This is a genomic window from Sphingomonas sp. Marseille-Q8236, assembly GCF_965112005.1.
The window spans coordinates 1,539,225-1,565,153 of record NZ_CBCOPO010000001.1; the positions used below are offsets into that span (position 1 = coordinate 1,539,225).

The following is a 25,929-nucleotide window of genomic DNA, read 5'->3' on the forward strand; positions in this document are numbered from 1 at the left end:
TCAAAGGCGGGCGGGCATCACTCCGCTTGATTCTCGTCTCGTGGCCACCGAACCGACCGACTTATGTGGGCTGTCGGCATCGCATTGACGATCGCCACCAGCGGCAACAAGGTTTGCGTACCCCTGCATCAGGCGGTCGTGCGGCGGATCGAACGCCCCTGCGCCCAGACGCCATCGCATCGATCCGTTCGGAAAAGCCGCTAGGTCACAGCATCTCGTCTTCCGTATCAGGCATCGGAACCATGAACTCGGCGAACGTCGCAGGCAGGCTGACGCCGATGATGAGAAGGCCCAGCAGCCAGCCGACCCATTGCATCGGCCGGATCGGCATCGGCCAGCCCATTTGGGATGCGGCCGCCAACCAGCCCAGCAGAACCGTGATCAGGCCGATATAGGTCGCAAAGGCGCGGGCCGTTGCGGTCAACAGGGCGGTTCGTTCGAATTCGTCATAGACAGCGCGGCCTCGTGCCGTGGCCCAAGTGTCGCGAGCAAAGGGGGAGTAGGACGCGAACAAGCCGGGCAGAACCAGGAAAAATATTGGTGGATGATCCCCCTGCGCCAGAGCGGTTGCGCCCACCGCACTGACCGTCGATCCCGCCAGCAACCAACGCACCCAGTAACGCCGCGGTCGCCGTTTCATTCCGTTGGCATGCCATTTGTTGATGTCATACCCGTCACGATAGCCAGTCATGTCATGTCCTCCCGATCCGGAAAGGGTATGCAAAACTCGACGAGCGTCGCAGGTCGCTGGCCATGACCAGCAACGCGACCGCCCATGTCGCCCAGTCCCGGAATTGATGCGGCATCGGTCCGTCATGGCGGCCGGCCCAACGATATCCCATCATGCGTCTCCGTCCCGGCGCAGCGCGTCGGTGAGCGAGGGGAAGGGGGCAAGGGAGAAGACCAGCTCGACCGGCGCGTCGAAATAGGCAGCGATCTTCAGGCCGAGTTCCAGGCTGGGCTTATAGTCGCCGCGTTCGAGATAGCCGATCGTCTGCGGATTGACGCCGACCGCCTCCGCCAGCTCGCGCCGCGACACGTTGCGGTCGTTGCGGAACAGGGCGATGCGATTATGCATATGAGCAAGCTATATGACTTGTTGTGTTTACACAACGATTCGTTTGAAGTTCGATCCTCCCCGTTTGCGGGAGGATCAATTCTTGTAGAGCGCGTCCAAACGTTCCCCATACACCTCGCGCAGCACATGGCGGCGGATCTTCAGTGACGGCGTGAGCTGCTGGTTCTCGATCGAGAAGGGCTCGTGCGCGATGATGAAGCGGCGGATGCGCTCCGTCACCGACAGGTCGCGATTGACCCGGTCGACCGCCGCCGAGATCGCTGCGCGGAAATCCAGGTCATCGTCCAGCGCCACACGGTTGCAGCCGGTGCCCGACTTGGCGCACCACTCCGCCGTCCATTCGGGATCGGGGACGATCAGCGCCACCATATAGGGCCGACGGTCGCCCGCGATCATCGCCTGCGCGATCTCGGGCTGGAGGGTCAGCATTCCCTCGACCTTTTGGGGGGCGACATTCTCGCCCTTGTCGTTGATGATCAGGTCCTTCTTGCGGTCGGTGATGCGCAGGCGCCCGACATCGTCGAACTCGCCGATATCGCCGGTGTGGAGCCAGCCGTCCGTGAGCACCCGATCGGTTTCGACCGGGTTGCGCCAATAGCCATGCATGACCAGCTCGCCGCGCACCAGGATTTCGCCGTCCTCGGCGATCCGCACCTCGGTATCCGCCAGCGGCGGCCCGACCGTCTCCATCCGCACCCCCGCGCGCGGTCGGTTGCAGGCGATGACGGGGGCGGCCTCGGTCTGGCCATAGCCTTGCAGCAAAGTGAGGCCGATCGAGTGGAAGAACAGCCCGATCTCCGGGTTGAGCGGCGCGCCGCCCGAGACCATCGCCTTCAACCGGCCTCCGAAGCGCTTGGCGATCTTGGGCTTGAACAGCGTGGCGACAGCGGCCTGCGCGGGACGATCGATCAGCCGCAAGCGGCCGTTATAGCTGCGCGCGCCCAGCGTCAGCGCTTGGTCGAGCAGCCGTGCGCCCAGCCCGCCCTTCTTCTCGATCGCCTTGGCGATGCGGGTGTGCAGCACCTCGAACAGGCGGGGCACGACGAACATGATCGTCGGGCGGACCTCCTCGATATTGGCGGCGAGCTTGTCGAGGCCCTCAGCGTAATAGATCTGCCCGCCCAGCGCGATGGGGAAATGCTGGCCCCCGGTGTGCTCATAGGCGTGGGAGAGGGGGAGGAAGGACAGGAACACCTCGTCGTCCCAGCCGAAATCCTCGGCGATGATCGTGCTGCATCCGGCGCAATTGTGCAGGATGGCGCCATGATGCTGCATCACCCCGCGCGGCGCGCCACCGGTGCCCGAAGTGTAGATGATGCAGGCCAGATCCTCGCGGGTGAAATCGGCCTGTGCGGCGACCTGCTGCGGATCGGCCGGATGCTTGGCGATCATCGCGTCATATTGATGGCATTCGATCTGGCTCGGTCCCAGCCTGAGCGCCTCGATGCCGATCACCGTCTGGACGTGGTTGGAGCGCAAAGCGGCGGGCATCAGCGTCGTCGCCAGCTTCTGGGTCGAGACGATGATCGCGCGCGCGCCCGAATTCTCGATGATGTGCGTATGATCGCGCTCGGTATTGGTCGTGTAGGTCGGGACGGTGACGCAGCCCGCGGCCATGACGGCGAGGTCGGCGATGCACCATTCGGGGCGGTTCTCGGATACCAGCATCACCCGGTCACCGCGCTGCAAGCCGGTGGCGCGCAGGGCCGCCGACAGGCTCGCCACCTGCCGCGCCGCCTCGGCCCAGCTGATCGCGCGCCATTCGCCCGCTTCCTTGCGCCAGAGGAAGGGCGCATCGCCCTTCTCCGCGGCGCGGGTGAAGAACATGCTGACGAGATTGGGGAAATATTCGAGCGTTCGCATATGACTCTCCCACCGGCCCGTATCGCCGTTTCCAACGCGCGATCGGGCTCTTTGTTTGCTTGCGTGGCGCTTACTCGGCCGGGCGGCCCGGCTTGTCGCCGACCCTTTGGATGACGGTGGTTCGACCGGTCACGTCGATCGCCACCCCCTCGCTGCGCGGATCGGCGGCGCCGACCCAGCGGCTGCCGACGCGCTCGATCGCATTGGCCTTCAGGCCCAGCGGGGCGACCGTCACCGTCTCCCCCAGCGCCTGCAGACCGGGGACGAGCGCTTCCAGCGAGGTGCCGCGCTCGACCGTGGCGACCTTGTACGGCGCGAAGAGTAACCCCTGCGCGATCGCATCCTGCGCGCTCAGCTTCCAGTCGATGACGCCGATGATCGCCTTGGCGACCTGCGCGATGATGGTGGAGCCGCCCGCCGCACCGATCGCCAGCCGGACCTTGCCGTCGGGACCATAGACGATGGTCGGCGACATGGAACTGCGCGGGCGCTTGCCGCCCTCGACCCGGTTGGCGACCAGATCGCCGTCCTTGACCGGCACGATGTCGAAATCGGTCAGCTCATTGTTGAGCATGGTGCCGTCGACCGACAGGCCCGATCCGAACGAGCCCTCGATGGTGGTCGTCACCTCGACGACATTGCCCGCGGCGTCCACCGTGACGAGGTCGGTGGTGCCGGGCACCTCGCTGACCGGCGCTCGCACGCGTGGCGGCGCGCCGGGGGGCGTGCCGGGCGAGACCGACGCCATGGTCCGGTCGGGCTCAATCAGCGCGGAGCGGTCGGCGATATAGGCAGGGTCGAACAACCCCTTCAGCGGCACCCGAACATAATCGGGATCGCCCAGATACATGTCGCGATCGGCATAGGCGAGGCGCGAGGCCTCGGCGAACAGATGCCAGGCTTCTGGCGAATCCTTGCCCAGCTTGGCCATGTCGAAGCGTTCGAGGAGCTTCAGGATCGACAACATGGTCGACCCGCCGCCCGAGGACGGGGCCATGCTGCAAATGCGATAGCCGCGATAGGTCGCGCAAAGCGGCGGGCGGGGCTTGGCCACATAGGAGGCCAGGTCGCCCGTCGTCATCTTCGACGGGTTGCGCTGGGCGGTGTTGACGGTCGTGACCAGCTTCTGCGCCTGCGGTCCGACATAGAAGCTGTCGGGCCCCAGCCTGGCGATCCGCTCCAACAGCGCGGCCTGTTCGGGGTTGCGGATGATGCTGCCCAGCGGCAGCACCTGTCCGTCCGGCCCGGTCAGCCGGGCACGGGTGGGGGCATCGACATGTGCGCCATAGCGGGTGAGCGCGGTCTGGAGGCGCGGGGTCAGCGCAAAGCCCTGGCGCGCCAGCCGGATCGCGGGCTGAAACAGCCGTGCCCAGGGCAGCTTGCCGCCTTGGGCATGGGCCAGCGCCATGCCGCGCAGCGCGCCGGGCACGCCGACGCTGCGGCCGCCGGGAACCGCCTCGGCATGGGATAGCGGGCGACCGTCTGGGCCGTAGAACCAATCGGGGGTGGCGGCCATCGGCGCGGTTTCGCGCGCATCGATGCTGTCGATCCGCCCATCCTTCGCGGCATGGCGGACCCAATAGCTGCCGCCGCCTATGCCGGAACTTTGCGGCTCGACCACGTTGAGCGCCAGCATGGTGGCGATCGCCGCGTCAGTGGCGGTCCCCCCGGCCCGCAGAATCTCGACCCCGGCGGCGGCGGCGCGCGGGTCGGCGGCGCTGACCATGCCGGTCGTCGGGGCTTTGGGGGCGGGCTTTCGGGCCTCGACCGGCGCGGCGTTCAGGATGGCGGCGGGGGCCAGCGCGAGCGCCGCCACGGAAAGGAGCCAGTGCTTCATGCCGCCGATCCTAGCGGCAAGGATCGGCCGCCGCCAAGCCGTAACGTCAGGCGCCGACCGCCTCCGCCACGCTCGCAAAGCCGTCACGGGCGAGAAGGGCGTCGAGATCGGCCAGCACGCGGGCCGCAAGGCCGGGGCCTTCATAGACCAAGGCCGAATAGAGCTGCACCAGGCTCGCCCCCGCCCTGATGCGGGCATAGGCCTCTGCCCCGCTATCGATGCCCCCCGCCGCGATCAGCGTCATCGCAGCCCCGGTCGCCTTGCGGAAATCGGCCAGTCGCGCGCGGGCGAGCGGGGCGAGGGGGCGGCCCGACAAGCCGCCGGTTTCGGCCGCGTTGGCGATCGTCACATCGGGGCGGGTGATGGTCGTATTGCCGATGATGATCGCATCCAGCCGGTGATCTATCGCGGCGCGGGCGATCTCGTCGATCTGGCCGGGATCGAGGTCGGGCGCGACCTTGAGGAACAGCGGCACGGAGCCCGCCGCCGTGCGCGACGCCGCCAGCAGCTCCGCCAGTGCGGGCCCGTGTTGCAGGTCGCGCAGGCCCGGCGTGTTGGGGCTGGAGATGTTGATCGTCACATAGTCCGCGATCGGCGCGGCCTGGGTCACGCCGTGCCGATAGTCCGCGATACGATCGGCGGCATCCTTGTTCGCACCGACATTGATGCCCAGCACGCCCTTGCGCTTCGCCGCCTTGGCACGCGCCAGCCCGGCGTCCAGCCCGCCATTGTTGAAGCCGTAGCGGTTGACGACGGCCTTATCCTCGACCAGCCGGAACAGACGGGGTTTCGGGTTTCCGGGCTGGGGCTTGGGGGTCAGCGTGCCGATCTCGACCATGCCGAAGCCCAGGCCGAAAAAGCCATCGATCGCCTCGCCATTCTTGTCGACGCCCGCCGCCAACCCCAGTGGATTGGCGAAGTCGATCCCCGCCACCTGGGTCGCCAGCAGGGGATAGCGCGCCGGATCGGTCCCCATCGGTGCGCCCAGCGACCCCCAGCGCGACAGCATCGAAACCGTCAGACCATGGGCGCGCTCGGCATCGAGGGCGAAGAGGAGCGGGTGATAAAAGGCCATGTCGGCCCGGTTAGCGGATCGTCGGGGCGGGGGGAAGATCGCGCTTTACTCCCCGGCGCGGGGGCTTTGGCGACGAGCACGTCCCATTCCCCGCAAGGAACGCTATCGGGCAACATGGGTTGGAGGAGGCTTGCAGGGAGAGCCCCGATGAAGACCCCCGTCCCATTCACCCCCCAGGTCGAAGACGTGAAGCCCGAAGAGGGCGAAACCGTCGACCAGATGAAACAGTCGTTCGAACATATCCTCGACACCACCTCAAAGGACTATGGCCACGGCGTTCGCGCGGTCCATGCCAAGGCGCATGGCATCATCCGGGGCAAGCTGAAGGTCCACGCGACTCTCCCCGCCGAACTGGCGCAGGGGCTGTTCGCGACGCCCGGCGAGTATGACGCGGTGGCGCGCATCTCGACCAATCCGGGCGACATATTGGACGATGCGATCGGCCTGTCGCGCGGACTGGCGCTGAAGGTGATCGGGGTCGAGGGCGAGCGGCTGCCCGGCTCAGAAGGCGATGCGACCCAGGATTTCGTAATGGCCAACGCACCGGTCTTCACCGCGCCGACCGCGGATGCCTTTGCCAAGAATCTGAAGATGCTCGCTTCCACCACCGACAAGTTCGAGGGCGGCAAGAAGCTGCTGTCGGGCATCCTGCGCGGGGTCGAGGCGACGCTGGAGACGGTCGGGATCGAAAGCGCGACGCTCAAGACGCTGGGCGGGGCCAAGCAGGTCCATCCGCTGGGCGAGACCTATTACAGCCAGACGCCGTTCCGGTACGGCGATCATATCGCCAAGTTCGCACTCTTCCCGATCAGCCCCGCCTTGACCCAGCTGACCGGCGATACGGTCGACACGCAGGACCGCCCCGATGCGCTGCGTGAAGTGGTGCGCGAGGTGATGATCGAGCAAGGCGGCCAGTGGGAGTTGCGCGTCCAGCTCAATCGCGATCTCGACGCCATGCCGATCGAGGATGCGACCGCCGAGTGGAGCGAAGACGACAGCCCCTATGTCACCGTCGCGACCTTCACCGCCGCCCCGCAGATCAGCTGGCGCGACGGTGAGACCAATGCGATCGACGATGCGCTGTCCTACAGCATCTGGCACGGACTGGCGGCGCACCGGCCGCTGGGCAATATCAACCGTGCGCGCAAGGATACGTATCGCTTCTCGGCCGAGTATCGCGGCCGGGTGAATGGCTGTCCGATGCACGAGCCGCGCGAACTGGCCGAGTTGCCGTGATGCGCGCGCAAAGGCTAGGACGCGCGGCATGATCCGCCTGTTTCATGTCAGCGACGTGCATTTCGGTGCCGAAGACCCCGCCGCCCTCGCCTGGTTCGCCGAACGGGTGGCGGCGGAAAAGCCCGATGCGGTCATCATGACCGGCGACCTGACGATGCGGGCGACCAAGCGCGAATTCCAGGCGGGGGGCGAGTGGCTGCAATCGCTGGGCGTGCCGGTGACGGTCGAGGTCGGCAATCACGACATCCCCTATTATTGGGACCCGTTCCGCCGGTTCTTCGCGCCCTATCAGCGCTATGCGGCGGTCGAGCGGATGATCGAGAAGCCGCTCGACCTGCCGGGCGTGACGGTGGTGCCGCTCAAGACCACGGCGCGGGCGCAGTGGCGGTGGAACTGGTCGAAAGGGCGGGTCAGCCTCGGCTCGCTTCGCCGCGCGCTCGCGCTGATCGAACAGGCGCCCAAGGATCATCTGATCCTGGTCGCCGCGCATCACCCCTTGATCGAGGGCGGCACCAAGGGGACCGCCAAGACCCGCAATGGCGACGAGGCATTGACGCAATTGGCGGCGGCAGGCGCGCATGCGGTGCTGTCGGGGCATGTCCACGACCCGTTCGACGTGCCGGTGGACCGCCATGGCTGGATCATCCGGATGATCGGCGCGGGCACCCTGTCCAAGCGAACGCGCAAGACGCCGCCCGCCTTCAACGAAATCCGTATCGAGGGTCAGGGTTTCGAGACGCTGGTCCGTCGCTTCGGCGAGACCGCGCCGCACGTCATTACCGAGGATATGCGGGCGGGTTGATCCAAAGGCGCCGCGCAGGTCGAAGCTGACGCCTCGACCCCGGCTTCACCCCTTCATGACATGCGGCCTGGCGGCGACCTGATCGTACATCCGCCCCGGCTGATCCAGCCAGATCGGCGACAGCTTGGATGAATCGGTCCGCTCCAGCCCGACCGCATAGGCGCAGCGCGATACGCCCCAGTCGGTATGCGCGGCGGCGGCCAAGATGGGCACGAACATCGGGCGTCCGGCGGCATCGATCACATGGATCGCCTCGCGCGGCAGGGCGGTGACGCCGCGCACCGTGCGGCTTTCGCCAGCGGCCAGGACGAAGGGCGGCACGATCGGGCGGCCCTGCGGCTGACGCGCGAGTTCGATCAACTGGGCGTCGAGCCCGGCATGCGCGCTGAGCAGCCGCAGATCGACCGCGCCCCGCCCGATCGGCGTCGCGCCGGTGTTGCGCACCGTCACCTCCGCCTCGATCGTCGCGGTCAGCATGTTCAGTCCGACGCGCAACGGGCGTGCCTCGACCGACAGGAAGCTGGGTTCGGGCGGCAGCGGCGGGGCGGCGGGCTGGGCCGGGACCGGCTGCGCGGCAGGTTGTGGCGCGCGGGGCGCGGCGGATTCGGCCGGGCGATCGGCGGGCGGCGTGGCGGGGGCGATCGTCGGTGCGGGCAGGGCTTGGGGACGACGGCTGCGGCGGCCCAGCCACAGGCCGATGGCCAGCGCGGCCAGCCCCGTACCGATCAGCAGCGGCCAGAAGGGAAGGTCACGCTCGGGCTCGCCCGCCTCCGGCGCGGCGGTGCCGGGGGCGACGATCGCGGGATTGGCCGTCTGGCCATTGGTGATCGTCATCCCCTCCGCGCCCGGATCGGGTTGAACGCCAATCGGCGTTTCGGGGTCGGGCAAGCGGGTCGCGGGCGGCTCCGGCGAAGGGGCGGGCGTCGGCGCCTCGACCGGGGTCGGGCTGGGCGCTGGAGCCGGGGTGGCGCGTGGCGTGGGGCGCGGCGTCGGCGTGGCGCGCGGGGTCGGGGTCGGCTCCGGCGTGGCCTGGCTCGGCAGGACAAGGCGTGGCGTGGGCGGCGTCGGCACCGGCGTCTGGGTGCTCGACGGGGTGGTGGTGCGCGGGCTCAGGCTGAACCCGTCCAGCCCATTGGTGGAGGGGCGGGCGGCGGCGTCGCCATCCTGGGGCGCGGTCTGGGCGAGGGCGGGCGCGGCCAGCATCGGAGCGAGCACCGGCGCCAGCGTCAGGGCAAGGAGGCGCGCGATGCGACGCGGCCCGGACGATGTCATGAAAGGCATTCCTCGTGGTAACTATAGTCTTCACCGGCCGTTCGGGCCACCGGCCCGACCGCTAAGCCGTGCCCGGTGAGACCGGCGGATGCAAGCCCTTGTGTACCGCGATATGCGGCCAATATATGGCAGAGCCGCCCTGATAGCGCGCTTTCCGGGAACTTTCCCCGCGCGGGTGCGTGGCGGGTTTGACACCGGGGGGTATCGCTCCTATATCGCGGTCACTCACCACAATCTTCGGGAAATGATGCGCCTTCGCGCAGCGTGTCGGTCGAATGGAGGATTGCTGGTTCAACGGACGCCGGATGCCGCCGCATATATTTGCGAGCGGCCTTTCGGCGTCTGTCGTTGCGTCTGGTCCGGAGGCATCCGGGCAGTGATTTATGGCTGACGAGGCAGACAGACCCATGGCAACCAAGGCGATCGACAGCGGCTCCGCCCCGCGCAAGGGCGATGGCGGCACCGCCAAGCGGCGTATCCGCAAGGTATTCGGCGACATCCACGAAGTGGTGCAGATGCCGAACCTGATCGAGGTTCAGCGCGAAAGCTACGAGCAGTTCCTGCGCTCGGACAAGTCCACGGGCCATGTCTCGGGGCTGGAAAAGACGCTGCGCAGCGTCTTCCCGATCCAGGATTTCGCCGGCACCGCCTATCTCGACTTCGATGATTACGTCCTCGAGGATCCGAAGTTCGACGTCGAGGAATGCCGCCAGCGGGGCATCACCTATGCCGCGCCGATGCGCGTCACCCTGCGCTTGACCGCGTTCGAGGTCGATCCCGACACCGAAGCCAAGTCGGTCATCGATATCAAGGAGCAGGACGTCTACATGGGCGACATGCCCCTGATGACGGAGAACGGGACCTTCTTCATCAATGGTACCGAGCGCGTCATCGTCAGCCAGATGCATCGTTCGCCGGGCGTGCTGTTCGATCATGACCGCGGCAAGACCCATGCTTCGGGCAAGTATCTGTTCGCCGCGCGCGTGATCCCGTATCGCGGCTCGTGGCTGGACTTCGAGTTCGACGCCAAGGACATCGTCAACGTCCGTATCGACCGCAAGCGCAAGCTGCCGGTGACGGCGCTGCTCTATGCGCTGGGCATGAACTCGGAAGAGATCCTCAACTATTTCTACAACCGCCTGACCTTCGTTCGCGGCGACGGCGGCTGGAAGATCCCGTTCCAGGCCGAAAACTGGCGCGGCGCCAAGCCGATGTTCGACATCGTCGATGCGAACTCGGGCGAGGTCGTGTTCCCGGCCGGTCAGAAGATTTCGCCCCGCGCCGCCAACAAGGCGGCCAAGGACGGCCTGTCGCAGCTGCTGATCCCGACCGAGGAAATCTTCGGCCGCTATTCGGCCTATGACCTGATCAACGAGCAGACCGGCGAAATCTACGTCGAAGCCGGTGACGAGATCAGCGCCGAGAACCTCGAAGCGTTGGACAAGGCGGGCGTCGACACGATCGAGCTGCTCGACATCGACCATGTCGCGACCGGTCCCTGGATCCGCAACACGCTGAAGGCCGACAAGGCCGAAGAGCGCGAGCAGGCGCTGTCGGACATCTACCGCGTCATGCGCCCCGGCGAGCCGCCGACGCTGGAAACGGCGGAAGCGCTGTTCTCCGGCCTGTTCTTCGATCCCGACCGCTACGACCTGTCGGCCGTGGGTCGCGTCAAGCTGAACATGCGCCTCGACCTCGACTGCCCGGATACGGTCACCACGCTGCGCACCGAGGATATTCTCTCGGTCGTCAAGACGCTGGTCGATCTGAAGGACGGCAAGGGCGAGATCGACGACATCGACAATCTTGGCAACCGCCGCGTGCGTTCGGTGGGCGAGCTGCTGGAGAACCAGTATCGCGTCGGCCTGCTGCGCATGGAGCGTGCGGTCAAGGAGCGCATGTCGTCGGTCGACGTCTCGACCGTCATGCCGAACGACCTGATCAACGCCAAGCCCGCGGTCGCTGCGGTGCGCGAGTTCTTCGGTTCGTCGCAGCTGTCGCAGTTCATGGATCAGACCAACCCGCTCTCCGAAGTGACGCACAAGCGTCGCGTCTCGGCCCTCGGGCCGGGCGGTCTGACGCGTGAGCGTGCGGGCTTCGAAGTTCGCGACGTTCACCCGACGCACTATGGCCGCATCTGCCCGATCGAAACGCCGGAAGGCCCGAACATCGGTCTGATCAACTCGCTGTCGACCTTCGCCCGCGTCAACAAATATGGCTTCATCGAGACGCCGTACCGCAAGGTGATCGACGGCAAGGTGACCGACGAGGTCGTGTACCTGTCGGCGATGGAGGAGCAGAAGCACACCGTTGCACAGGCTTCGGCTGCGACGGATGCGGACAACCGCTTCACCGAGGATCTGGTCTCGGCGCGTCAGGCGGGCGAGTTCCTGATGGCGCTGCCCGATCAGATCACGCTGATGGACGTCAGCCCCAAGCAGCTCGTCTCGGTCGCCGCCTCGCTCATTCCGTTCCTGGAAAACGACGACGCCAACCGCGCGCTCATGGGCTCGAACATGCAGCGTCAGGCCGTGCCGCTGGTGAAGGCGGAAGCGCCCTTCGTCGGCACCGGCATGGAAGAGACCGTGGCCCGCGACTCGGGCGCGGCGATTGCGGCGAAGCGCGCCGGTATCGTCGACCAGGTCGATGCGTCGCGTATCGTGGTGCGCGCGACCGGTGAGGTCGATGCGGGCAAGTCGGGCGTCGACATCTACACGCTGATGAAGTTCCAGCGTTCGAACCAGTCGACCTGCATCAACCAGCGTCCGCTGGTGAAGGTGGGCGACGTCGTGAAGGCGGGCGACGTGATCGCCGACGGCCCCTCGACCGAGTTCGGCGAACTGGCGCTGGGCCGCAACGCGCTCGTCGCGTTCATGCCCTGGAACGGCTACAATTATGAGGACTCGATCCTCATCTCCGAGCGGATCGTGAAGGACGACGTGTTCACGTCGATCCATATCGACGAGTTCGAAGTCATGGCGCGCGACACCAAGCTCGGGCCGGAAGACATCACTCGCGACATTCCGAACGTGGGTGAAGAGGCGCTGCGCAACCTCGACGAGGCGGGCATCGTCTATGTCGGGGCCGAGGTAGAGCCGGGCGACATCCTGGTCGGCAAGATCACGCCGAAGGGCGAATCGCCGATGACGCCGGAAGAAAAGCTCCTCCGCGCGATCTTCGGCGAAAAGGCCAGCGACGTGCGCGACACCTCGCTGCGTCTGCCGCCGGGCGTGGCCGGTACGATCGTCGACGTGCGCGTCTTCAATCGTCACGGCATCGACAAGGACGAGCGCGCGATGGCGATCGAGCGCGAGGAGATCGAGCGTCTGAAGAAGGACGCCGACGACGAGCGCACGATCCTCAACCGGGCGACCTGGAGCCGCCTGCGCGAGATGCTGCTCGACCAGACCGCCACCGCCGCGCCCAAGGGCGTGAAGAAGGGCATCGTCATTGATGCCGAGGTGCTGGAATCGGTCGATCGTCACGAATGGTGGAAGTTCGCCGTCGCCGACGACGCGCGCCAGAGCGATCTGGAAGCGGTCAAGGCCCAGTATGACGAAGCCGCCAAGCGGATCACGGACAAGTTCCATGACCGCCGCGACAAGCTGGAGCGTGGTGACGAGCTGCCGCCGGGCGTGCTGAAGATGGTCAAGGTCTTCGTCGCGGTGAAGCGCAAGCTGCAGCCGGGCGACAAGATGGCCGGCCGTCACGGCAACAAGGGCGTCATCAGCCGGATCCTGCCGCAGGAGGATATGCCCTTCCTCGCGGACGGTACGCCGGTCGATCTCGTGCTCAACCCGCTGGGCGTGCCGTCGCGCATGAACGTCGGTCAGATCTTCGAGACGCATCTCGGCTGGGCGGCGCGCAACCTGGGTATGCAGGTCGCGGCGCAGCTCGAGGATTGGCGCGAAGCCAACCCCGACGCCAAGCCAGGCGCGGTGCCGGAAGCGGTGAAGTCGCGGCTCGTGGAGATCTACGGCGATCACTATGCCGAGGACATCCAGGCGCGTGACGACGAGGAAGTGGCCGAGCTGGTCCAGAACATCCGCACCGGCGTGCCGATGGGGACCCCGGTGTTCGACGGCGCGCGCGAGAGCGACGTGTCGGAGATGCTGGAGCTGGCGGGTCTGCACACCTCGGGCCAGTCGGACCTGTTCGACGGGCGCACCGGCGATCAGTTCGACCGCAAGGTGACTGTGGGCATCATCTACATGCTGAAGCTCCACCACCTGGTCGACGACAAGATCCACGCGCGTTCGATCGGGCCGTACTCGCTCGTCACCCAGCAGCCGCTGGGTGGTAAGGCGCAGTTCGGTGGCCAGCGCTTCGGTGAGATGGAAGTGTGGGCGCTGCAAGCTTATGGCGCGGCGTACACGCTCCAGGAAATGCTGACGGTGAAGTCGGACGACGTGGTCGGCCGCACCAAGGTCTACGAAGCGATCGTCAAGGGCGACGACACCTTCGAGGCGGGCATTCCGGAGAGCTTCAACGTGCTGGTCAAGGAAATGCGCTCGCTGGGTCTCAACGTCGACCTCAAGTCGATGGAAGAGGCGCAGGACGACGGTCTGGCCGAGGCGGCGGAGTAAGACAGGTGAAGCCGGTGGGGCGATCAGCCTCACCGGCGCCTTTCTCGCTCGCCCGATGAATTTTCCCTCCCTGTGAGGAAAGCAAAATGAACGAACTGACCAACTTCGCCAATCCGGTGGCCAAGCCGGAAACCTTCGACCAGATTCAGATCGGTATCGCGTCGCCCGACAAGATCCGCTCCTGGTCGTTCGGCGAGATCAAGAAGCCCGAGACGATCAACTACCGCACGTTCAAGCCGGAACGTGACGGCCTGTTCTGCGCGCGCATCTTCGGTCCGATCAAGGATTACGAATGCTTGTGCGGCAAGTACAAGCGCATGAAGTACAAGGGCATCGTCTGCGAAAAGTGCGGTGTCGAAGTCACGGTGTCGAAGGTCCGCCGCGAGCGGATGGGCCATATCGAACTGGCCGCCCCCGTCGCGCACATCTGGTTCCTGAAGTCGCTGCCGAGCCGCATCGGCCTGCTGCTCGACATGCAGCTCAAGCAGCTCGAACGCGTGCTGTACTTCGAAGCCTATATCGTCATCGAGCCGGGCCTGACCCCGCTGGAGAAGTATCAGCTTCTCACCGAGGACGAACTGCTCGACGCGCAGGATGAATATGGCGAGGACGCCTTCTCGGCCGGGATCGGCGCCGAGGCGGTCCGCATCATGCTCGAGAGCCTCGACCTCGAGGGCGAGCGCGTGCAGCTTCTGGAAGAGCTGGCGACGACCAAGTCGGAGCTGAAGCCCAAGAAGATCATCAAGCGCCTGAAGGTCGTCGAGAGCTTCATCGAATCGGGCAACCGTCCCGAATGGATGATCCTGGAAGTGATCCCGGTCATCCCGCCCGAGCTGCGCCCGCTGGTGCCGCTGGACGGCGGTCGTTTTGCGACCTCGGATCTGAACGATCTGTATCGCCGCGTCATCAACCGCAATAACCGCCTGAAGCGCCTGATGGAGCTGCGTGCGCCGGACATCATCGTCCGCAACGAAAAGCGCATGTTGCAGGAAGCGGTCGACGCGCTGTTCGACAACGGCCGTCGCGGCCGCACGATCACGGGCGCCAACAAGCGTCCGCTGAAGTCGCTGTCCGACATGCTGAAGGGCAAGCAGGGCCGCTTCCGTCAGAACCTGCTCGGCAAGCGCGTCGACTATTCGGGCCGTTCGGTCATCGTGACCGGCCCGGAACTGAAGCTGCACCAGTGCGGCCTGCCCAAGAAGATGGCGCTCGAGCTGTTCAAGCCGTTCATCTACGCCCGTCTGGACGCCAAGGGTCTGTCGATGACCCTGAAGCAGGCCAAGAAGTGGGTCGAGAAGGAGCGCAAGGAAGTCTGGGACATCCTGGACGAGGTGATCCGCGAGCACCCGGTCATGCTGAACCGCGCGCCGACGCTTCACCGTCTGGGCATCCAGGCGTTCGAGCCGGTGCTGATCGAGGGCAAGGCGATCCAGCTTCACCCGCTGGTCTGCTCGGCGTTCAACGCGGACTTCGACGGCGACCAGATGGCCGTGCACGTCCCGCTGTCGCTCGAAGCGCAGCTGGAAGCGCGCGTCCTGATGATGTCGACCAACAACATCCTGTCGCCCGCCAACGGCAAGCCGATCATCGTGCCGTCGCAGGACATGGTGCTGGGCCTGTATTACCTCTCGCTCGAAAAGCAGAAGGAACCGGGCGAGGGCATGATGCTGGCGGACATGGAAGAGGTCCATCAGGCCCTCTTCGCCGGTGCCGTCACGCTGCACACCAAGATCATCAGCCGCGTTCCGCAGACCGATGAACAGGGCAACCAGTATCTCAAGCGCTATGAGACCACGCCGGGTCGCATGCTGCTGGGTGAGTGCCTGCCCAAGAGCCACAAGGTGCCCTTCGACATCGTCAACCGCGTCCTGACCAAGAAGGACGTCGGCGAGGTGATCGACGAGGTGTATCGTCACACCGGCCAGAAGGAGACCGTGCTGTTCGCCGACGCGATCATGGCGCTGGGCTTCCGTCACGCGTTCCGCGCCGGCATCTCGTTCGGCAAGGACGACATGATCATCGCGCCGGACAAGGATCGTCTGGTCGATGAGACGCGCGAGCAGGTGAAGGACTTCGAGCAGCAGTATCAGGACGGCCTGATCACGCAGCAGGAGAAGTACAACAAGGTGATCGACGCCTGGAGCCGTTGCGGCGACCAGGTCGCGAACTCGATGATGAACGAGATCAAGGCGGTCCGGCATTACGAGGACGGTCCGATGGAGGGCCGCGAGAAGCCGATCAACTCGATCTACATGATGGCCCACTCGGGTGCGCGTGGTAGCCCCGCGCAGATCAAGCAGCTGGCGGGTATGCGCGGCCTGATGGCCAAGCCGTCGGGCGAGATCATCGAAACGCCGATCATCTCGAACTTCAAGGAAGGTCTGACCGTTCTTGAATACTTCAACTCGACCCACGGCGCGCGTAAGGGCCTGGCCGATACGGCACTGAAGACGGCGAACTCGGGTTACCTGACCCGCCGTCTGGTCGACGTGTCGCAGGACTGCGTCATCATCGAAGAGGATTGCGGCACGACCCGCGCCCTCGAGATGAAGGCGATCGTGCAGGGCGGCTCGACCATCGCGTCGCTCGGCGAACGTATCCTGGGCCGCACCACGGCCGAGGACATCGTCAACGCCAAGACCGGCGAAGTCATCATCGCATCGGGCGTCCTGCTCGACGAGCCGATGGTGGCCAAGATCGAGGCGGCGAACACCCAGTCGGTCAAGATCCGCAGCCCGCTGGTCTGCGAATCGAAGGTTGGTGTCTGCGGCAAGTGCTATGGCCGTGACCTCGCCCGCGGTACGCCGGTGAACATCGGCGAAGCGGTCGGCGTCATCGCGGCGCAGTCGATCGGTGAGCCGGGTACGCAGCTGACCATGCGTACCTTCCACATCGGTGGCGCGGCGCAGCTGAACGAGCAGTCGAACCTGGAAGCGGCGGTGGACGGTGTCGTCCAGTTCCGCGACCTGCGCCTGATCGTCGACCAGCGTGGCCGCCGCGTGGTGCTGAGCCGTTCGGGCGAGATCGCGATCGTCGACATGGACGGCCGTGAGCTGTCGGTCGACCGTATCCCCTACGGTGCGTACGTCCTGTTCGACGATGGCCACATCGTGTCGAAGGGCGACCGCATGGCCGAGTGGGATCCGTTCACCATGCCGGTGATCACGGAAAACCCCGGTACGGTGAAGTTCCAGGACCTCATCGAGGGCAAGACCCTGACCGAGCAGGTCGACGAAGCCACGGGTATCGCCCAGCGCGTCGTCACCGAGTACCGCGCCTCGACCAAGTCGAAGGAGGATCTGCGTCCGCGCATGACCCTGCTCGACGACAATTCGGGCGAGGCCGGCCGCTACATGCTGGCGCCGGGTGCGACGCTCTCGGTCGAGGACGGTGCGCAGGTGCAGGGTGGTGACGTTCTGGCCCGTGTGGCCCGCGAGTCGGCCAAGACCCGCGACATCACCGGCGGTCTGCCGCGCGTAGCCGAGCTGTTCGAGGCACGCGTTCCCAAGGACTCGGCGATCATCGCCAAGGTCTCGGGCCGTGTCGTGTTCGGCAAGGACTATAAGGCGAAGCGCAAGATCGGCATCCAGCCCGAGGATGGCGGCGAGGTCGTCGAGTATCTGGTGCCCAAGTCGAAGGTGATCGACGTTCAGGAAGGCGACTACGTCAAGCGTGGCGACAACCTGATCGGCGGCTCGCCCGATCCGCACGACATTCTGGAAACGATGGGCGTGGAGCCGCTGGCCGAATATCTGGTCAGCGAAATCCAGGAAGTTTACCGTCTCCAGGGCGTGAAGATCAACGACAAGCACATCGAGACGATCGTTCGTCAGATGCTGCAGAAGGTCGAGATCACCGACGGCGGCGACACCACGCTGCTGAAGGGCGAGCAGGTCGATCGCGAAGAAATGGACGCGATCAACGACAAGCTCGACGCGAACCAGGTCCGTGCGCAGGGCAAGCCCGTCCTGCTCGGCATCACCAAGGCGTCGCTGCAGACCCGCAGCTTCATCTCGGCGGCGTCGTTCCAGGAGACCACCCGCGTCCTCACCGAGGCGGCGGTCCAGGGCAAGCAGGACACGCTGATGGGCCTGAAGGAGAATGTCATCGTCGGCCGCCTGATCCCGGCGGGTACCGGTGCGGGCATGAACCGCCTGCGTGTGGCGGCCTCCAGCCGCGATGCCGCGCTCCGCGCGCAGCAGCGCAAGTTGGCGGAGGCGATCATCGCACCGGTCAGCGCCGCCGAGCAGCGGGCAGCGGAAAATGCTCGTTCGCCGCGTGAAGACGTCGGCACCGGCAACGATCCGCTGGCAGAGGTCGCGCCTTCGGGTCACGGCACCGATGCGGATGCCGGTGAGTATCTGAACGACTGATCCGGCTAACGGATTGAAAACGAAAGGCCGCCGTCCGGGAAACCGGGCGGCGGTTTTTTATGGGCGACGCTTTATCCTTTGATAAAGACACCGATCGGGTCGGGCGGGCATGACGCATTGCGACGAAAATGGCGGATTTGCGCCGAATGGAGGGTGTGGAAAGCTCCGGAATGGGAACCGAAACACCCTTCCAACCATATACAAATATTGGAGAAGATCCCGGAGGTGCGCGGGTTATTGGCACGCCGACGGGTCCCGGAGACCTGAAATGACGTCCCCCGAGATTGACGAAGACTATTTCTACCAGCGTGCCGAAACCGAACTCGAACTGGCCCAGAAAGCGACCCATCCGGCAGCGGTTCGAGCCCATTATATCATCGCCAACCATTATCTGGACCGCGTGGACAGCCAACCAGACACGACGGCCGTGATCGAGGCGGCGGAGTAAATCTTCCGAGATTTCGGGGTCTTGAGCGGGGCGTCAGTGTCAGGATCGTCGCCTTGGCTTGCCTGGACACCCCCCTTTTGGCGAGATGGGTGGCTATGGTCGCTAGGGCGACGTTTGCACCCTTCTTCCCACTCGGCGAACGCCGGGAATTTGGTTTGGAGCGCTGGTCGACGCCAAACCGGATACCTGCCTTGGCCGGTGAGGCGTGTCAGGGAATAGGCGGTCGCTTTCGAAGAGACCTCTTGCAAGAGACCATGGCGTGACGGTCCACCGCTGCCGGCCGGTGTCGGAAGCGAGTCGCTGCCCCGATCCTACGGGTTCGAGAACAACTGGCGCGTCTGATGGGGCGTTGTGCCGGGGATGGTTGCGGCAAAGGCGAGCAGATCGCGTTCGAATCGGGCGCGGGCAGCAACCGTCTTGCGACCGTTGTCCTGAAAGTCCGGGCGGTCGTCCTTATCGAGTTCGGCCACTTGCTTCACCCACCAATCGGCAGCCGTGGCGGCGTTGGCTCGCGCCTCGATGGGAGGCACGGGTGGAGGGGGGGGCGGCCGAGCAGGGCACCGGCCTTGGCGAGGAAGCGATCAAGGTCCTTCTGGGTGCCGCGGATCATGCACTCCGCCGCCGCCGTGCCCCTGAAGCAATCGAGGTCATGGGCCGTCCGGGCATAGTCGGCCATGCTGGCATAAGCCCGATCGAATGCGGTGCGGCGAGACCCCGACCAGGAGCGGTGCCATATTGCGATGGTGCGGGCCCGGCTCTGGTCCTGCAGCCGCGCATCATGCGAAGCGCAGAGGCCACCGCTCGCGCCACTGCTGGCGTCGGCGCAAATGTCGAAGGGCTTGGCACCCGACGCGTTGGACAGCCTGGACAGATTTGCGATCCGATCCTGTGTCGCGGCGGGCGCGTCGTCGATTCCGCAGGCCATGTGGATCGCCCGCTCAATGTCACGCGGGCCGCCCCAGCCATTGGCATAGGCGACCGCCAGAATGCCGGGACCGGTGAAATAGGGATCGGGCTTATCGCTCCCTCTGTCACGTTCCAGCATGGCGCACTGCCGTGCCGCCATCGGATCGGCCGGTCGCCCGATACCGTAGAGCAGGGCCTCGCTGTCGCAGTCCTTCAGCGCCGTCGCCTGCGCCACGCTCGGCCGTTCGGATGCCGCGGGTTCGCGGTCGATCAGCTTTCGACACAGGGCCTGCGACGGTGCGGCTTCGGCACGATAGGGCGAGCCATCGAGATAGGACAGGTCGGCCGTCGACCAATCATAGCGGGTCGCGGACGATGCGATCAGCCACGGCGCGCTCGCCATCGTCAGCCAACGGAGTGAGCGGGGCAACATGGCGGAAGCGAGGCATGGCGTGGACAGGGGGCAGTCCCTCGGAGAGATGCTGAGCCTATTCTTGACGTGATTTTTTCGATGGCAAGGCTTTTCGCAAAACCATGGGGTTACGATACGGCCTCGTCCAAACGGGCGCCCAGGGGGCGATCAGTGGGCTCGACAGGGACGATCCGGACCCATAGGCGACCGGCATGGATCGATCGCCATCCCCTCAGCCTTCTCCCTTGTCTGCACCGCACGGGGGCGCGTCGCGCGTCACCGCCATGGTGGCGTTTGCCTTGGCCTATGTGATCGCGATGCTCATCGTCTTCCACGTGCCGATCGCCAGCGGTTTCGATCTGGGGTTCGGGGACCGGGCGGATGCGATGATCGAGATGACCATCCTCGAACATTGGCGCAACGTGCTGCACGGCGTGTCGGCATGGGATAGCACGCTCTACTTTCACCCCTATCGCGGCACGCTGGGGTATAATGACGGCTATTTCCTCTATGGCCTCGTCTATTCCTTCTGGCGGATCTTCGTCGATCCCTTTCATGCCGATACGCTGAACATTCTGACCTTCAAGACGATTGGCTTCGTCTTTGCCTATGCGCTGGTCGTCCGGAGCTTGGGCTGGGGGCGAAAGGCGGGGCTGTTCGTCGCGCTATCCTGGACGATCGCGAGCAATATCGGGCTGCAGGCCGTCCATGCACAGTTGCAGAGCGTCGGCTTGCTGCCACTGGCGATGATGCTGACGATCGGGTGCGTGCGAGCGGAGGCCGAGGGGCGGGGCGGCCCCGCACGCGCACAGGCGGTGGCGCTGGCGGCGCTGATGGCGGCATGGCTGATGACCTCTTATTACATGGCCTGGTTCACCATCTTCTCGGCCTGCCTGTTCGTGCTGTGCTGGTGCATCCTGACCGGTCATGCCCGACCCGCGGCATTGTGGCGGCTGATCCGGGCGCATGCGGGCGTGATCGCCTGGGGAATGGGCGCTTTCGCGATCCTGATCCTGCCTTTCCTCATCGTCTATCTGCCCAAGCTGCACGAAACGGGGGGCGAGGCCTATGACGATATGCTGGGCTATCTGATCACCCCGGTCATCGACATGATCAATGTCGGCCCGGACAATTACCTCTGGGGCTGGCTGTTCCGCCCGTTGCTGGCGATGGTTCATGAGGCAATGCCGCAGGATCCCGCCTTGCCGGGCCGTGTGCTGCGCGGGGAGCATGAGGTCGGGATCCCGCCCATCCTGTGCGGTTTGCTGATCGTCGCGGCATGGGGAATCGTCATGCGTCGCCGCATGATGGACGGCACCGTGCCCTCCACCCTGTGGCGCGCCTTTGCGCTGGCGATGATCGTCGCCTGGATGCTGACGCTGCAATTCGGGAAGGTGTCGCCCTGGAACCTGGTCTTCTTCCTGGTGCCGGGGGCGAAGGGGATGCGGGTCGTGTCCCGCTATCAGCTTTGGCTGACGCTGCCGTTCCTCCTGATCGTGGTGGGCGCCTGGCGAGCGCGCGCCGCCGCGCTGATGCGGTCGCGACCCTTGTGGGCGGGGGCGATCGTCGCGCTCCTGTTCGCGGAAAATCTGACGGCGGAGACGGCCGCACAACTCAGCCGCCGGATTCAGCGTACGGCGCTCGATGCGATTCCGCCGCCACCGGCGGAATGCGATGGCTTCTACGCGGTGGCGACGCGGGTGGGCGAGCCCCTCTATGTCAATGCGGAGCTAAACGCGCTCTATCCGCACAATGTCGATGCGATGTTCCTGGCCGAGCAATGGCGGGTGCCGACGGTAAACGGCTTTTCGACCTTCAATCCCCCCGACTGGCATTTCGACGACCCAGGCGCGGCGAATTATGATGCGCGGGCGATGACCTATATCCGGCGGCATGGGCTGAAGAATATGTGCCGGCTGGACATGCGCGCGGCGCGGCCATGGAGCCGGGTCGCAGGGTAGGATGGGAATGCCGACCGCCCCGATGTGGGGGCGGTGGCGCGCCTCCGGCTTGGTGGCGCCGCGCAAAAGAAAAGGGCGACCCCCGCGAAGGGGCCGCCCTTTCTTTAGCTCGCCAAGCGAACGGGTGCGGGGGTTGCCCCCCGCAGTCCGATTACTTGAGCTCGACGGTCGCGCCGGCTTCTTCGAGCTGCTTCTTGATCTTCTCGGCCTCGTCCTTGGCAATGCCTTCCTTGACGGGCTTCGGAGCGCCTTCGACCAGCGCCTTGGCTTCGGTCAGGCCCAGGCCGGTGATCGCACGGACTTCCTTGATGACGTTGATCTTCTTGCCACCGTCGCCGGTGAGGATCACGTCGAACTCGGTCTTCTCTTCAGCGGCCGGAGCAGCAGCGCCGCCAGCAGCAGGAGCAGCGGCAACGGCCGCAGCGGCCGAGACGCCCCACTTCTCTTCGAGCATCTTCGAGAGCTCAGCGGCCTCGAGGACGGTCAGCTCGCTCAGCTGGTCAACCAGCGCGTTCAGGTCTGCCATGTTCTTATCTCCAATACGGGCCGTCTAAAATGGCCCGAGTGTGTCAGTTCAAATCGTCGTATTCGCCCGAAGATCAGGCGGCTTCCTTGTCCTTGTCGGCATAAGCCGCGAGGACGCGGGCGATCTGCGCCGCGGGAGCCTGGGTGATGGTGGCCAGCTTCGTCGCCGGAGCGACGATAAGACCAACCAGCTTCGCCCGGAGCTCGTCCAGCGAGGGCAGAGTCGCCAGCGCCTGCACGCCTGCGACATCAAGGACATTCGCACCCATCGATCCGCCGACGATCTCGAACTTGTCGGTCGTCTTGGCGAATTCCACGGCCACCTTGGCGGCGGCCACGGGATCGATCGAGCTGGCAATGCCGACGGGACCCGTCAGCATGTCAGCGACACCGGCATAGTCGGTGCCCTGGGCTGCGATCTTGGCAAGCCGGTTCTTCGAGACCTTGTAGGACGCGCCGGCTTCCCGCATCTTCGTGCGCAGGGCCGTCGACTGGGCGACGGTCATGCCGTGGTTGCGGGTGATGACCACCACGCCAACCTCGTTGAAGTTGCGGTTCAGTTCGGCGACGGCCTGGCTCTTTTGATCGCGATCCATGCCATTCTCCATGGTTGGAACGACCGCGAACGGTCATCCCGGTTGCTTGACCGGGGGGTGTGACCACCCCTCGGGGTGTCCAGCGATGGGGAATGGGCAACCGACGCGTCAGAGTAACGCGGGGCAGACCGGACGTGACCAGCGATGCTGGAGCGACCGGCAAAATCCTTTTCCCCGTCTCGGCAGGAGATTAAGCCAGGGCATATTCCCCGGCACCTGCTGTCTTGGACGGAATCCGAACAGGCAAGCCCATTCGGATGCGGGGGTGCGCCTAGCCGGATCGGCGCGGGGAGTCAAGCGCCAGGCCATCATGACGCCCATGTCATACGGGCGTCATTCCGTCGTCACCGACATGACGCCGAAATGAAGCCGGAATGACTTGGTTGGACTGCAAACGGCGCAAGAGAGACCGCGCCTTTCCTCGCGCGGTGCCGGGGGACATTCCATGTCGGATATCAACAGCCTGATCGCCTATGACGATGGCGACATCGATACCAACCGCTCCGCCAATATGCATATGAGCGACCTGATCGCCACCCGCCTGTCGCGCCGCCAGACGCTGCGCCACGGCGTATCGGCGATGACGACGGCGCTGTTCGGCGGCATGTTGCTGGCAGGGTGCGACGACGAGAATCCGCAAGCCGTCACCGCCACCGCCGCGGGCAGCACCGCCAGCGTCGCGGCGGGGCGTCCCGTCACCCTGACCGGCACGGTGGGCAGCGGGCAGGTCGCCAATGTGAACTGGAGCCAGACGGCAGGCCTCTCGGTCACGCTGACCAACGCCAATCAACTGGTCACCTCGTTCCGCGCGCCTGCGGTCGCCACCGCGACCCAGCTCGGCTTCAATCTGGAGATTACCAGCCGCGACGGTTTGGTCACGAACAACAGCGTGACCGTCACCGTTACGCCGATCTCGCTGGACTTCACTGCCGTCCCGCACAGCCTAGCCGACGTCGTCACCGTGCCTTCGGGCTATAGCGTAACCGTGCTCTATCGTCTGGGCGATCCGATCGCCTCGGGTGTCGCGGCCTATGCCAATAACGGCACCGATACCAATTTCGCGCAGCGCGCGGGCGACCATCATGACGGCATGAGCTATTTCGGCCTGGCGGCATCGGGCACCAACCCAGACCCAAATAACAGCACGCGCGGCCTGCTGGTTCTCAACCATGAGAATATCAGCGAGCAGTATCTGCACGTCAACGGCCAGACCCCGGCGCCCCGCCCCGAAGGCGAGGCGATCAAGGAAATCGAGTGCCACGGCGTCTCGGTGATCGAGGTGACGCGGAGCAGCAGCGGCTGGACCTATGTCCAGACCTCCACGCTGAACCGTCGTATCACGCCCAACACCCCGATGGCATTCAGCGGCCCGGTCAAGGGCAGCGCGTGGCTGAAGACGGCCTATTCGGCCGATGGCACCATGGGGCGCGGAACGATCAACAACTGCGCCAACGGCACGATGGCGTGGAATACCTACCTGACCAATGAAGAGAATTGGGCGGGCTATTTCCGCCGGGCGAGCGGTGACGCGGCCGTGCGCACCGCGACGACGCCCAAGCAGAACACCTCGCTGGCCCGCTATGGCATCACCGAAGGCCGCTCGGGCAATTATGGCTGGACCACGGTGACGCCGTCGGACGCGTCGAGCACCGTCTTCCGCCGCTGGAACGCGACCGCCAATGCCGCGCTCGCCGCCGATGGCACGGCCGATTTCCGCCACGAGCCGTTCCAGTTCGGCTGGGTGGTCGAGATCGATCCGTTCAACCCGAACTCGACGCCGCGCAAGCGCACCGCGCTCGGCCGCATGAACCATGAGGGCTGTGAGAGCGGCCGGATGATCGCGGGTGTCCGCCCCGCCTTCTATATGGGCGACGACGCGCAGAACGAATATATCTACAAGTTCGTCTCGGCGACGCCGTGGAACGCCTCGGATGCGAGCGCCAGCGACCGTCTGGCGGTGGGCGACAAATATCTCGACAACGGCACGCTCTATGTCGCCAAGTTCAATGCGGACGGCACCGGTCAGTGGATGCCGCTGGTGTTCGGCCAGAACGGACTGACCGCGTCGAACAGCGTCTATCCCTTCGCCGACCAGGCCGATGTCCTGATCAACACCCGTCTGGCGGGCGATGCGCTGGGCGCGACCAAGATGGACCGCCCGGAATGGACCGCGGTCAATCCGGCGACCGGCGAGATGTATTGCACCCTGACCAACAACAGTTCGCGCAAGCCGGTCGCGTCGGGCAGCCAGACCGGTGTCGATGCGGCGAATCCGCGCGCCTATGTCGATCCGCCCTCGACCTCGGTCGGCAACCGCAATGGCCACATCATCCGCCTCCGCGAGACCGGCGACACGACCGAAGCGACCAGCTTCACCTGGGACGTCTATGCCTTCGGCGCGGGCGCGGACCTCGATCCGACCAACATCAATCTGTCGGGGCTGGACGCGACCAACGACTTCTCGTCGCCCGACGGCCTGTGGTTCAGCCTGCCGAGCAATGTCGCTGGCCAGGCGACGCCGGTGATGTGGATCCAGACCGATGACGGCGCCTTCACCGACGTCACCAACTGCATGATGCTGGCCGCGATTCCCGGCCGGGTCGGTGACGGCGGCACGCGTTCGGTGACGAGCAGCGCGGGCGGGGCCTCGGCCACCGTCGCCACGCGGATCGGCAAGGCACCGGGCGTCACGCTGAAGCGCTTCCTGGTGGGGCCGAAGCAGTGCGAGATCACCGGTATCCACTCGACGCCGGACGGTACCTCGGTCTTCGTCAACATCCAGCATCCGGGCGAGGGCGCTTCCACCCCGTCGGCACCGACCAGCAACTGGCCCGACAGCCAGGGCGGCAGCGCGGCGGCGACGATCCGCCCGCGTTCGGCGACCATCGTCATCACCAAGAATGACGGCGGCGTGGTCGCAATCTGATCGATTGACCGCATCGTTGATGCCGGGGGCGGG

At 65.6% G+C, this 25,929-nt stretch carries 17 protein-coding genes; 7 read left to right on the top strand and 10 right to left on the bottom strand.

Translation table 11 applies throughout. The annotated features are described in order from the left end of the window. Positions 1-205: 205 nt before the first annotated feature. From ACWPWT_RS07345 to ACWPWT_RS07365, 5 genes are all read right to left on the bottom strand, one after another. Positions 206-691, bottom strand: coding sequence for a hypothetical protein (locus tag ACWPWT_RS07345; RefSeq protein ID WP_454279151.1), 486 nt, complete (start codon positions 689-691; stop codon positions 206-208). Between the two features lie 150 nt (positions 692-841). Beyond that, on the bottom strand, positions 842-1,078 hold the full coding sequence (locus tag ACWPWT_RS07350; RefSeq protein WP_387433825.1) for a helix-turn-helix transcriptional regulator: 237 nt from the start codon (positions 1,076-1,078) through the stop codon (positions 842-844). A gap of 75 nt (positions 1,079-1,153) precedes the next feature. Beyond that, positions 1,154-2,941: an AMP-dependent synthetase/ligase gene (locus ACWPWT_RS07355; RefSeq protein WP_454279152.1), complete on the bottom strand. Its 1,788-nt coding sequence runs from the start codon at positions 2,939-2,941 to the stop codon at positions 1,154-1,156. A gap of 70 nt (positions 2,942-3,011) precedes the next feature. Continuing rightward, positions 3,012-4,778 (bottom strand): gamma-glutamyltransferase, encoded by a 1,767-nt coding sequence (gene ggt / locus ACWPWT_RS07360; RefSeq protein WP_454279153.1) that lies wholly within the window; start codon positions 4,776-4,778, stop codon positions 3,012-3,014. Positions 4,779-4,824: 46 nt separating this feature from the next. Then, positions 4,825-5,853, bottom strand: a complete 1,029-nt coding sequence (locus ACWPWT_RS07365; RefSeq protein ID WP_454279154.1) for a quinone-dependent dihydroorotate dehydrogenase — start codon at positions 5,851-5,853, stop codon at positions 4,825-4,827. Positions 5,854-6,000: 147 nt separating this feature from the next. Between ACWPWT_RS07365 and ACWPWT_RS07370 the strand changes: the two genes are divergently transcribed. Beyond that, the gene (locus ACWPWT_RS07370; protein WP_454279155.1) at positions 6,001-7,089 is read left to right on the top strand and encodes a catalase family protein; all 1,089 of its coding nucleotides are present in this window, start codon (positions 6,001-6,003) and stop codon (positions 7,087-7,089) included. Positions 7,090-7,117: 28 nt separating this feature from the next. Beyond that, a complete protein-coding gene (locus tag ACWPWT_RS07375) occupies positions 7,118-7,891 on the top strand; it encodes a metallophosphoesterase family protein (protein WP_454279156.1) in 774 nt (257 codons plus the stop codon). A 45-nt stretch (positions 7,892-7,936) separates the two neighbouring features. On the opposite strand, the gene ACWPWT_RS07380 is transcribed toward ACWPWT_RS07375, so the two are convergent. Next, the gene (locus ACWPWT_RS07380) at positions 7,937-9,163 is read right to left on the bottom strand and encodes a hypothetical protein (RefSeq protein ID WP_454279157.1); all 1,227 of its coding nucleotides are present in this window, start codon (positions 9,161-9,163) and stop codon (positions 7,937-7,939) included. Positions 9,164-9,570: 407 nt separating this feature from the next. On the opposite strand from ACWPWT_RS07380, the gene rpoB reads away from it, so the two are divergent. The 3 genes from rpoB to ACWPWT_RS07395 all read left to right on the top strand — a co-directional run bounded on the left by rpoB (position 9,571) and on the right by ACWPWT_RS07395 (position 18,570). Further along, on the top strand, positions 9,571-13,749 hold the full coding sequence (gene rpoB, locus ACWPWT_RS07385) for a DNA-directed RNA polymerase subunit beta (protein WP_454279158.1): 4,179 nt from the start codon (positions 9,571-9,573) through the stop codon (positions 13,747-13,749). Positions 13,750-13,835: 86 nt separating this feature from the next. Continuing rightward, the gene (rpoC, locus tag ACWPWT_RS07390; protein WP_454279159.1) at positions 13,836-18,122 is read left to right on the top strand and encodes a DNA-directed RNA polymerase subunit beta'; all 4,287 of its coding nucleotides are present in this window, start codon (positions 13,836-13,838) and stop codon (positions 18,120-18,122) included. A gap of 268 nt (positions 18,123-18,390) precedes the next feature. Continuing rightward, entirely contained in the window at positions 18,391-18,570 is a 180-nt protein-coding gene (locus tag ACWPWT_RS07395) for a hypothetical protein (protein ID WP_454279160.1), read from the top strand. Between the two features lie 311 nt (positions 18,571-18,881). On the opposite strand, the gene ACWPWT_RS07400 is transcribed toward ACWPWT_RS07395, so the two are convergent. Beyond that, positions 18,882-19,040 (bottom strand): hypothetical protein, encoded by a 159-nt coding sequence (locus tag ACWPWT_RS07400; protein WP_454279161.1) that lies wholly within the window; start codon positions 19,038-19,040, stop codon positions 18,882-18,884. Positions 19,041-19,045: 5 nt separating this feature from the next. Further along, positions 19,046-19,879 carry a hypothetical protein gene (locus ACWPWT_RS07405; protein ID WP_454279162.1) on the bottom strand — a complete coding sequence of 278 codons (834 nt, stop codon included), beginning with the start codon at positions 19,877-19,879 and terminating at the stop codon, positions 19,046-19,048. A gap of 254 nt (positions 19,880-20,133) precedes the next feature. On the opposite strand from ACWPWT_RS07405, the gene ACWPWT_RS07410 reads away from it, so the two are divergent. Continuing rightward, positions 20,134-21,849 (top strand): hypothetical protein, encoded by a 1,716-nt coding sequence (locus tag ACWPWT_RS07410; RefSeq protein ID WP_454279163.1) that lies wholly within the window; start codon positions 20,134-20,136, stop codon positions 21,847-21,849. Between the two features lie 151 nt (positions 21,850-22,000). Here ACWPWT_RS07410 and rplL read toward each other — a convergent pair whose 3' ends face one another. Together rplL and rplJ are read right to left on the bottom strand one after the other, a co-directional pair. Further along, positions 22,001-22,375 carry a 50S ribosomal protein L7/L12 gene (gene rplL, locus ACWPWT_RS07415; protein ID WP_007403895.1) on the bottom strand — a complete coding sequence of 125 codons (375 nt, stop codon included), beginning with the start codon at positions 22,373-22,375 and terminating at the stop codon, positions 22,001-22,003. A gap of 73 nt (positions 22,376-22,448) precedes the next feature. Continuing rightward, positions 22,449-22,970, bottom strand: coding sequence for a 50S ribosomal protein L10 (rplJ, locus tag ACWPWT_RS07420; protein ID WP_261268851.1), 522 nt, complete (start codon positions 22,968-22,970; stop codon positions 22,449-22,451). A 445-nt stretch (positions 22,971-23,415) separates the two neighbouring features. Here rplJ and ACWPWT_RS07425 point away from each other — a divergent pair, with 445 nt between their 5' ends. Further along, the gene (locus ACWPWT_RS07425; protein ID WP_454279164.1) at positions 23,416-25,896 is read left to right on the top strand and encodes an alkaline phosphatase PhoX; all 2,481 of its coding nucleotides are present in this window, start codon (positions 23,416-23,418) and stop codon (positions 25,894-25,896) included. Positions 25,897-25,929 lie beyond the last annotated feature (33 nt).

What these genes read in the sequence shown, in the direction of transcription:
- ACWPWT_RS07350 (WP_387433825.1), bottom strand. Translation starts at nt 1,078, where the DNA reads ATGCATAATCGCATCGCCCTGTTCCGCAACGACCGCAACGTGTCGCGG.
- ACWPWT_RS07405 (WP_454279162.1), bottom strand. Translation starts at nt 19,879, where the DNA reads ATGGCGAGCGCGCCGTGGCTGATCGCATCGTCCGCGACCCGCTATGAT.
- rpoC (WP_454279159.1), top strand. Translation starts at nt 13,836, where the DNA reads ATGAACGAACTGACCAACTTCGCCAATCCGGTGGCCAAGCCGGAAACC.
- ACWPWT_RS07375 (WP_454279156.1), top strand. Translation starts at nt 7,118, where the DNA reads ATGATCCGCCTGTTTCATGTCAGCGACGTGCATTTCGGTGCCGAAGAC.
- ACWPWT_RS07365 (WP_454279154.1), bottom strand. Translation starts at nt 5,853, where the DNA reads ATGGCCTTTTATCACCCGCTCCTCTTCGCCCTCGATGCCGAGCGCGCC.
- rpoB (WP_454279158.1), top strand. Translation starts at nt 9,571, where the DNA reads ATGGCAACCAAGGCGATCGACAGCGGCTCCGCCCCGCGCAAGGGCGAT.
- ACWPWT_RS07425 (WP_454279164.1), top strand. Translation starts at nt 23,416, where the DNA reads ATGTCGGATATCAACAGCCTGATCGCCTATGACGATGGCGACATCGAT.
- rplL (WP_007403895.1), bottom strand. Translation starts at nt 22,375, where the DNA reads ATGGCAGACCTGAACGCGCTGGTTGACCAGCTGAGCGAGCTGACCGTC.
- ACWPWT_RS07380 (WP_454279157.1), bottom strand. Translation starts at nt 9,163, where the DNA reads ATGACATCGTCCGGGCCGCGTCGCATCGCGCGCCTCCTTGCCCTGACG.
- ggt (WP_454279153.1), bottom strand. Translation starts at nt 4,778, where the DNA reads ATGAAGCACTGGCTCCTTTCCGTGGCGGCGCTCGCGCTGGCCCCCGCC.
- ACWPWT_RS07355 (WP_454279152.1), bottom strand. Translation starts at nt 2,941, where the DNA reads ATGCGAACGCTCGAATATTTCCCCAATCTCGTCAGCATGTTCTTCACC.
- ACWPWT_RS07395 (WP_454279160.1), top strand. Translation starts at nt 18,391, where the DNA reads ATGACGTCCCCCGAGATTGACGAAGACTATTTCTACCAGCGTGCCGAA.
- ACWPWT_RS07345 (WP_454279151.1), bottom strand. Translation starts at nt 691, where the DNA reads ATGACTGGCTATCGTGACGGGTATGACATCAACAAATGGCATGCCAAC.
- rplJ (WP_261268851.1), bottom strand. Translation starts at nt 22,970, where the DNA reads ATGGATCGCGATCAAAAGAGCCAGGCCGTCGCCGAACTGAACCGCAAC.
- ACWPWT_RS07370 (WP_454279155.1), top strand. Translation starts at nt 6,001, where the DNA reads ATGAAGACCCCCGTCCCATTCACCCCCCAGGTCGAAGACGTGAAGCCC.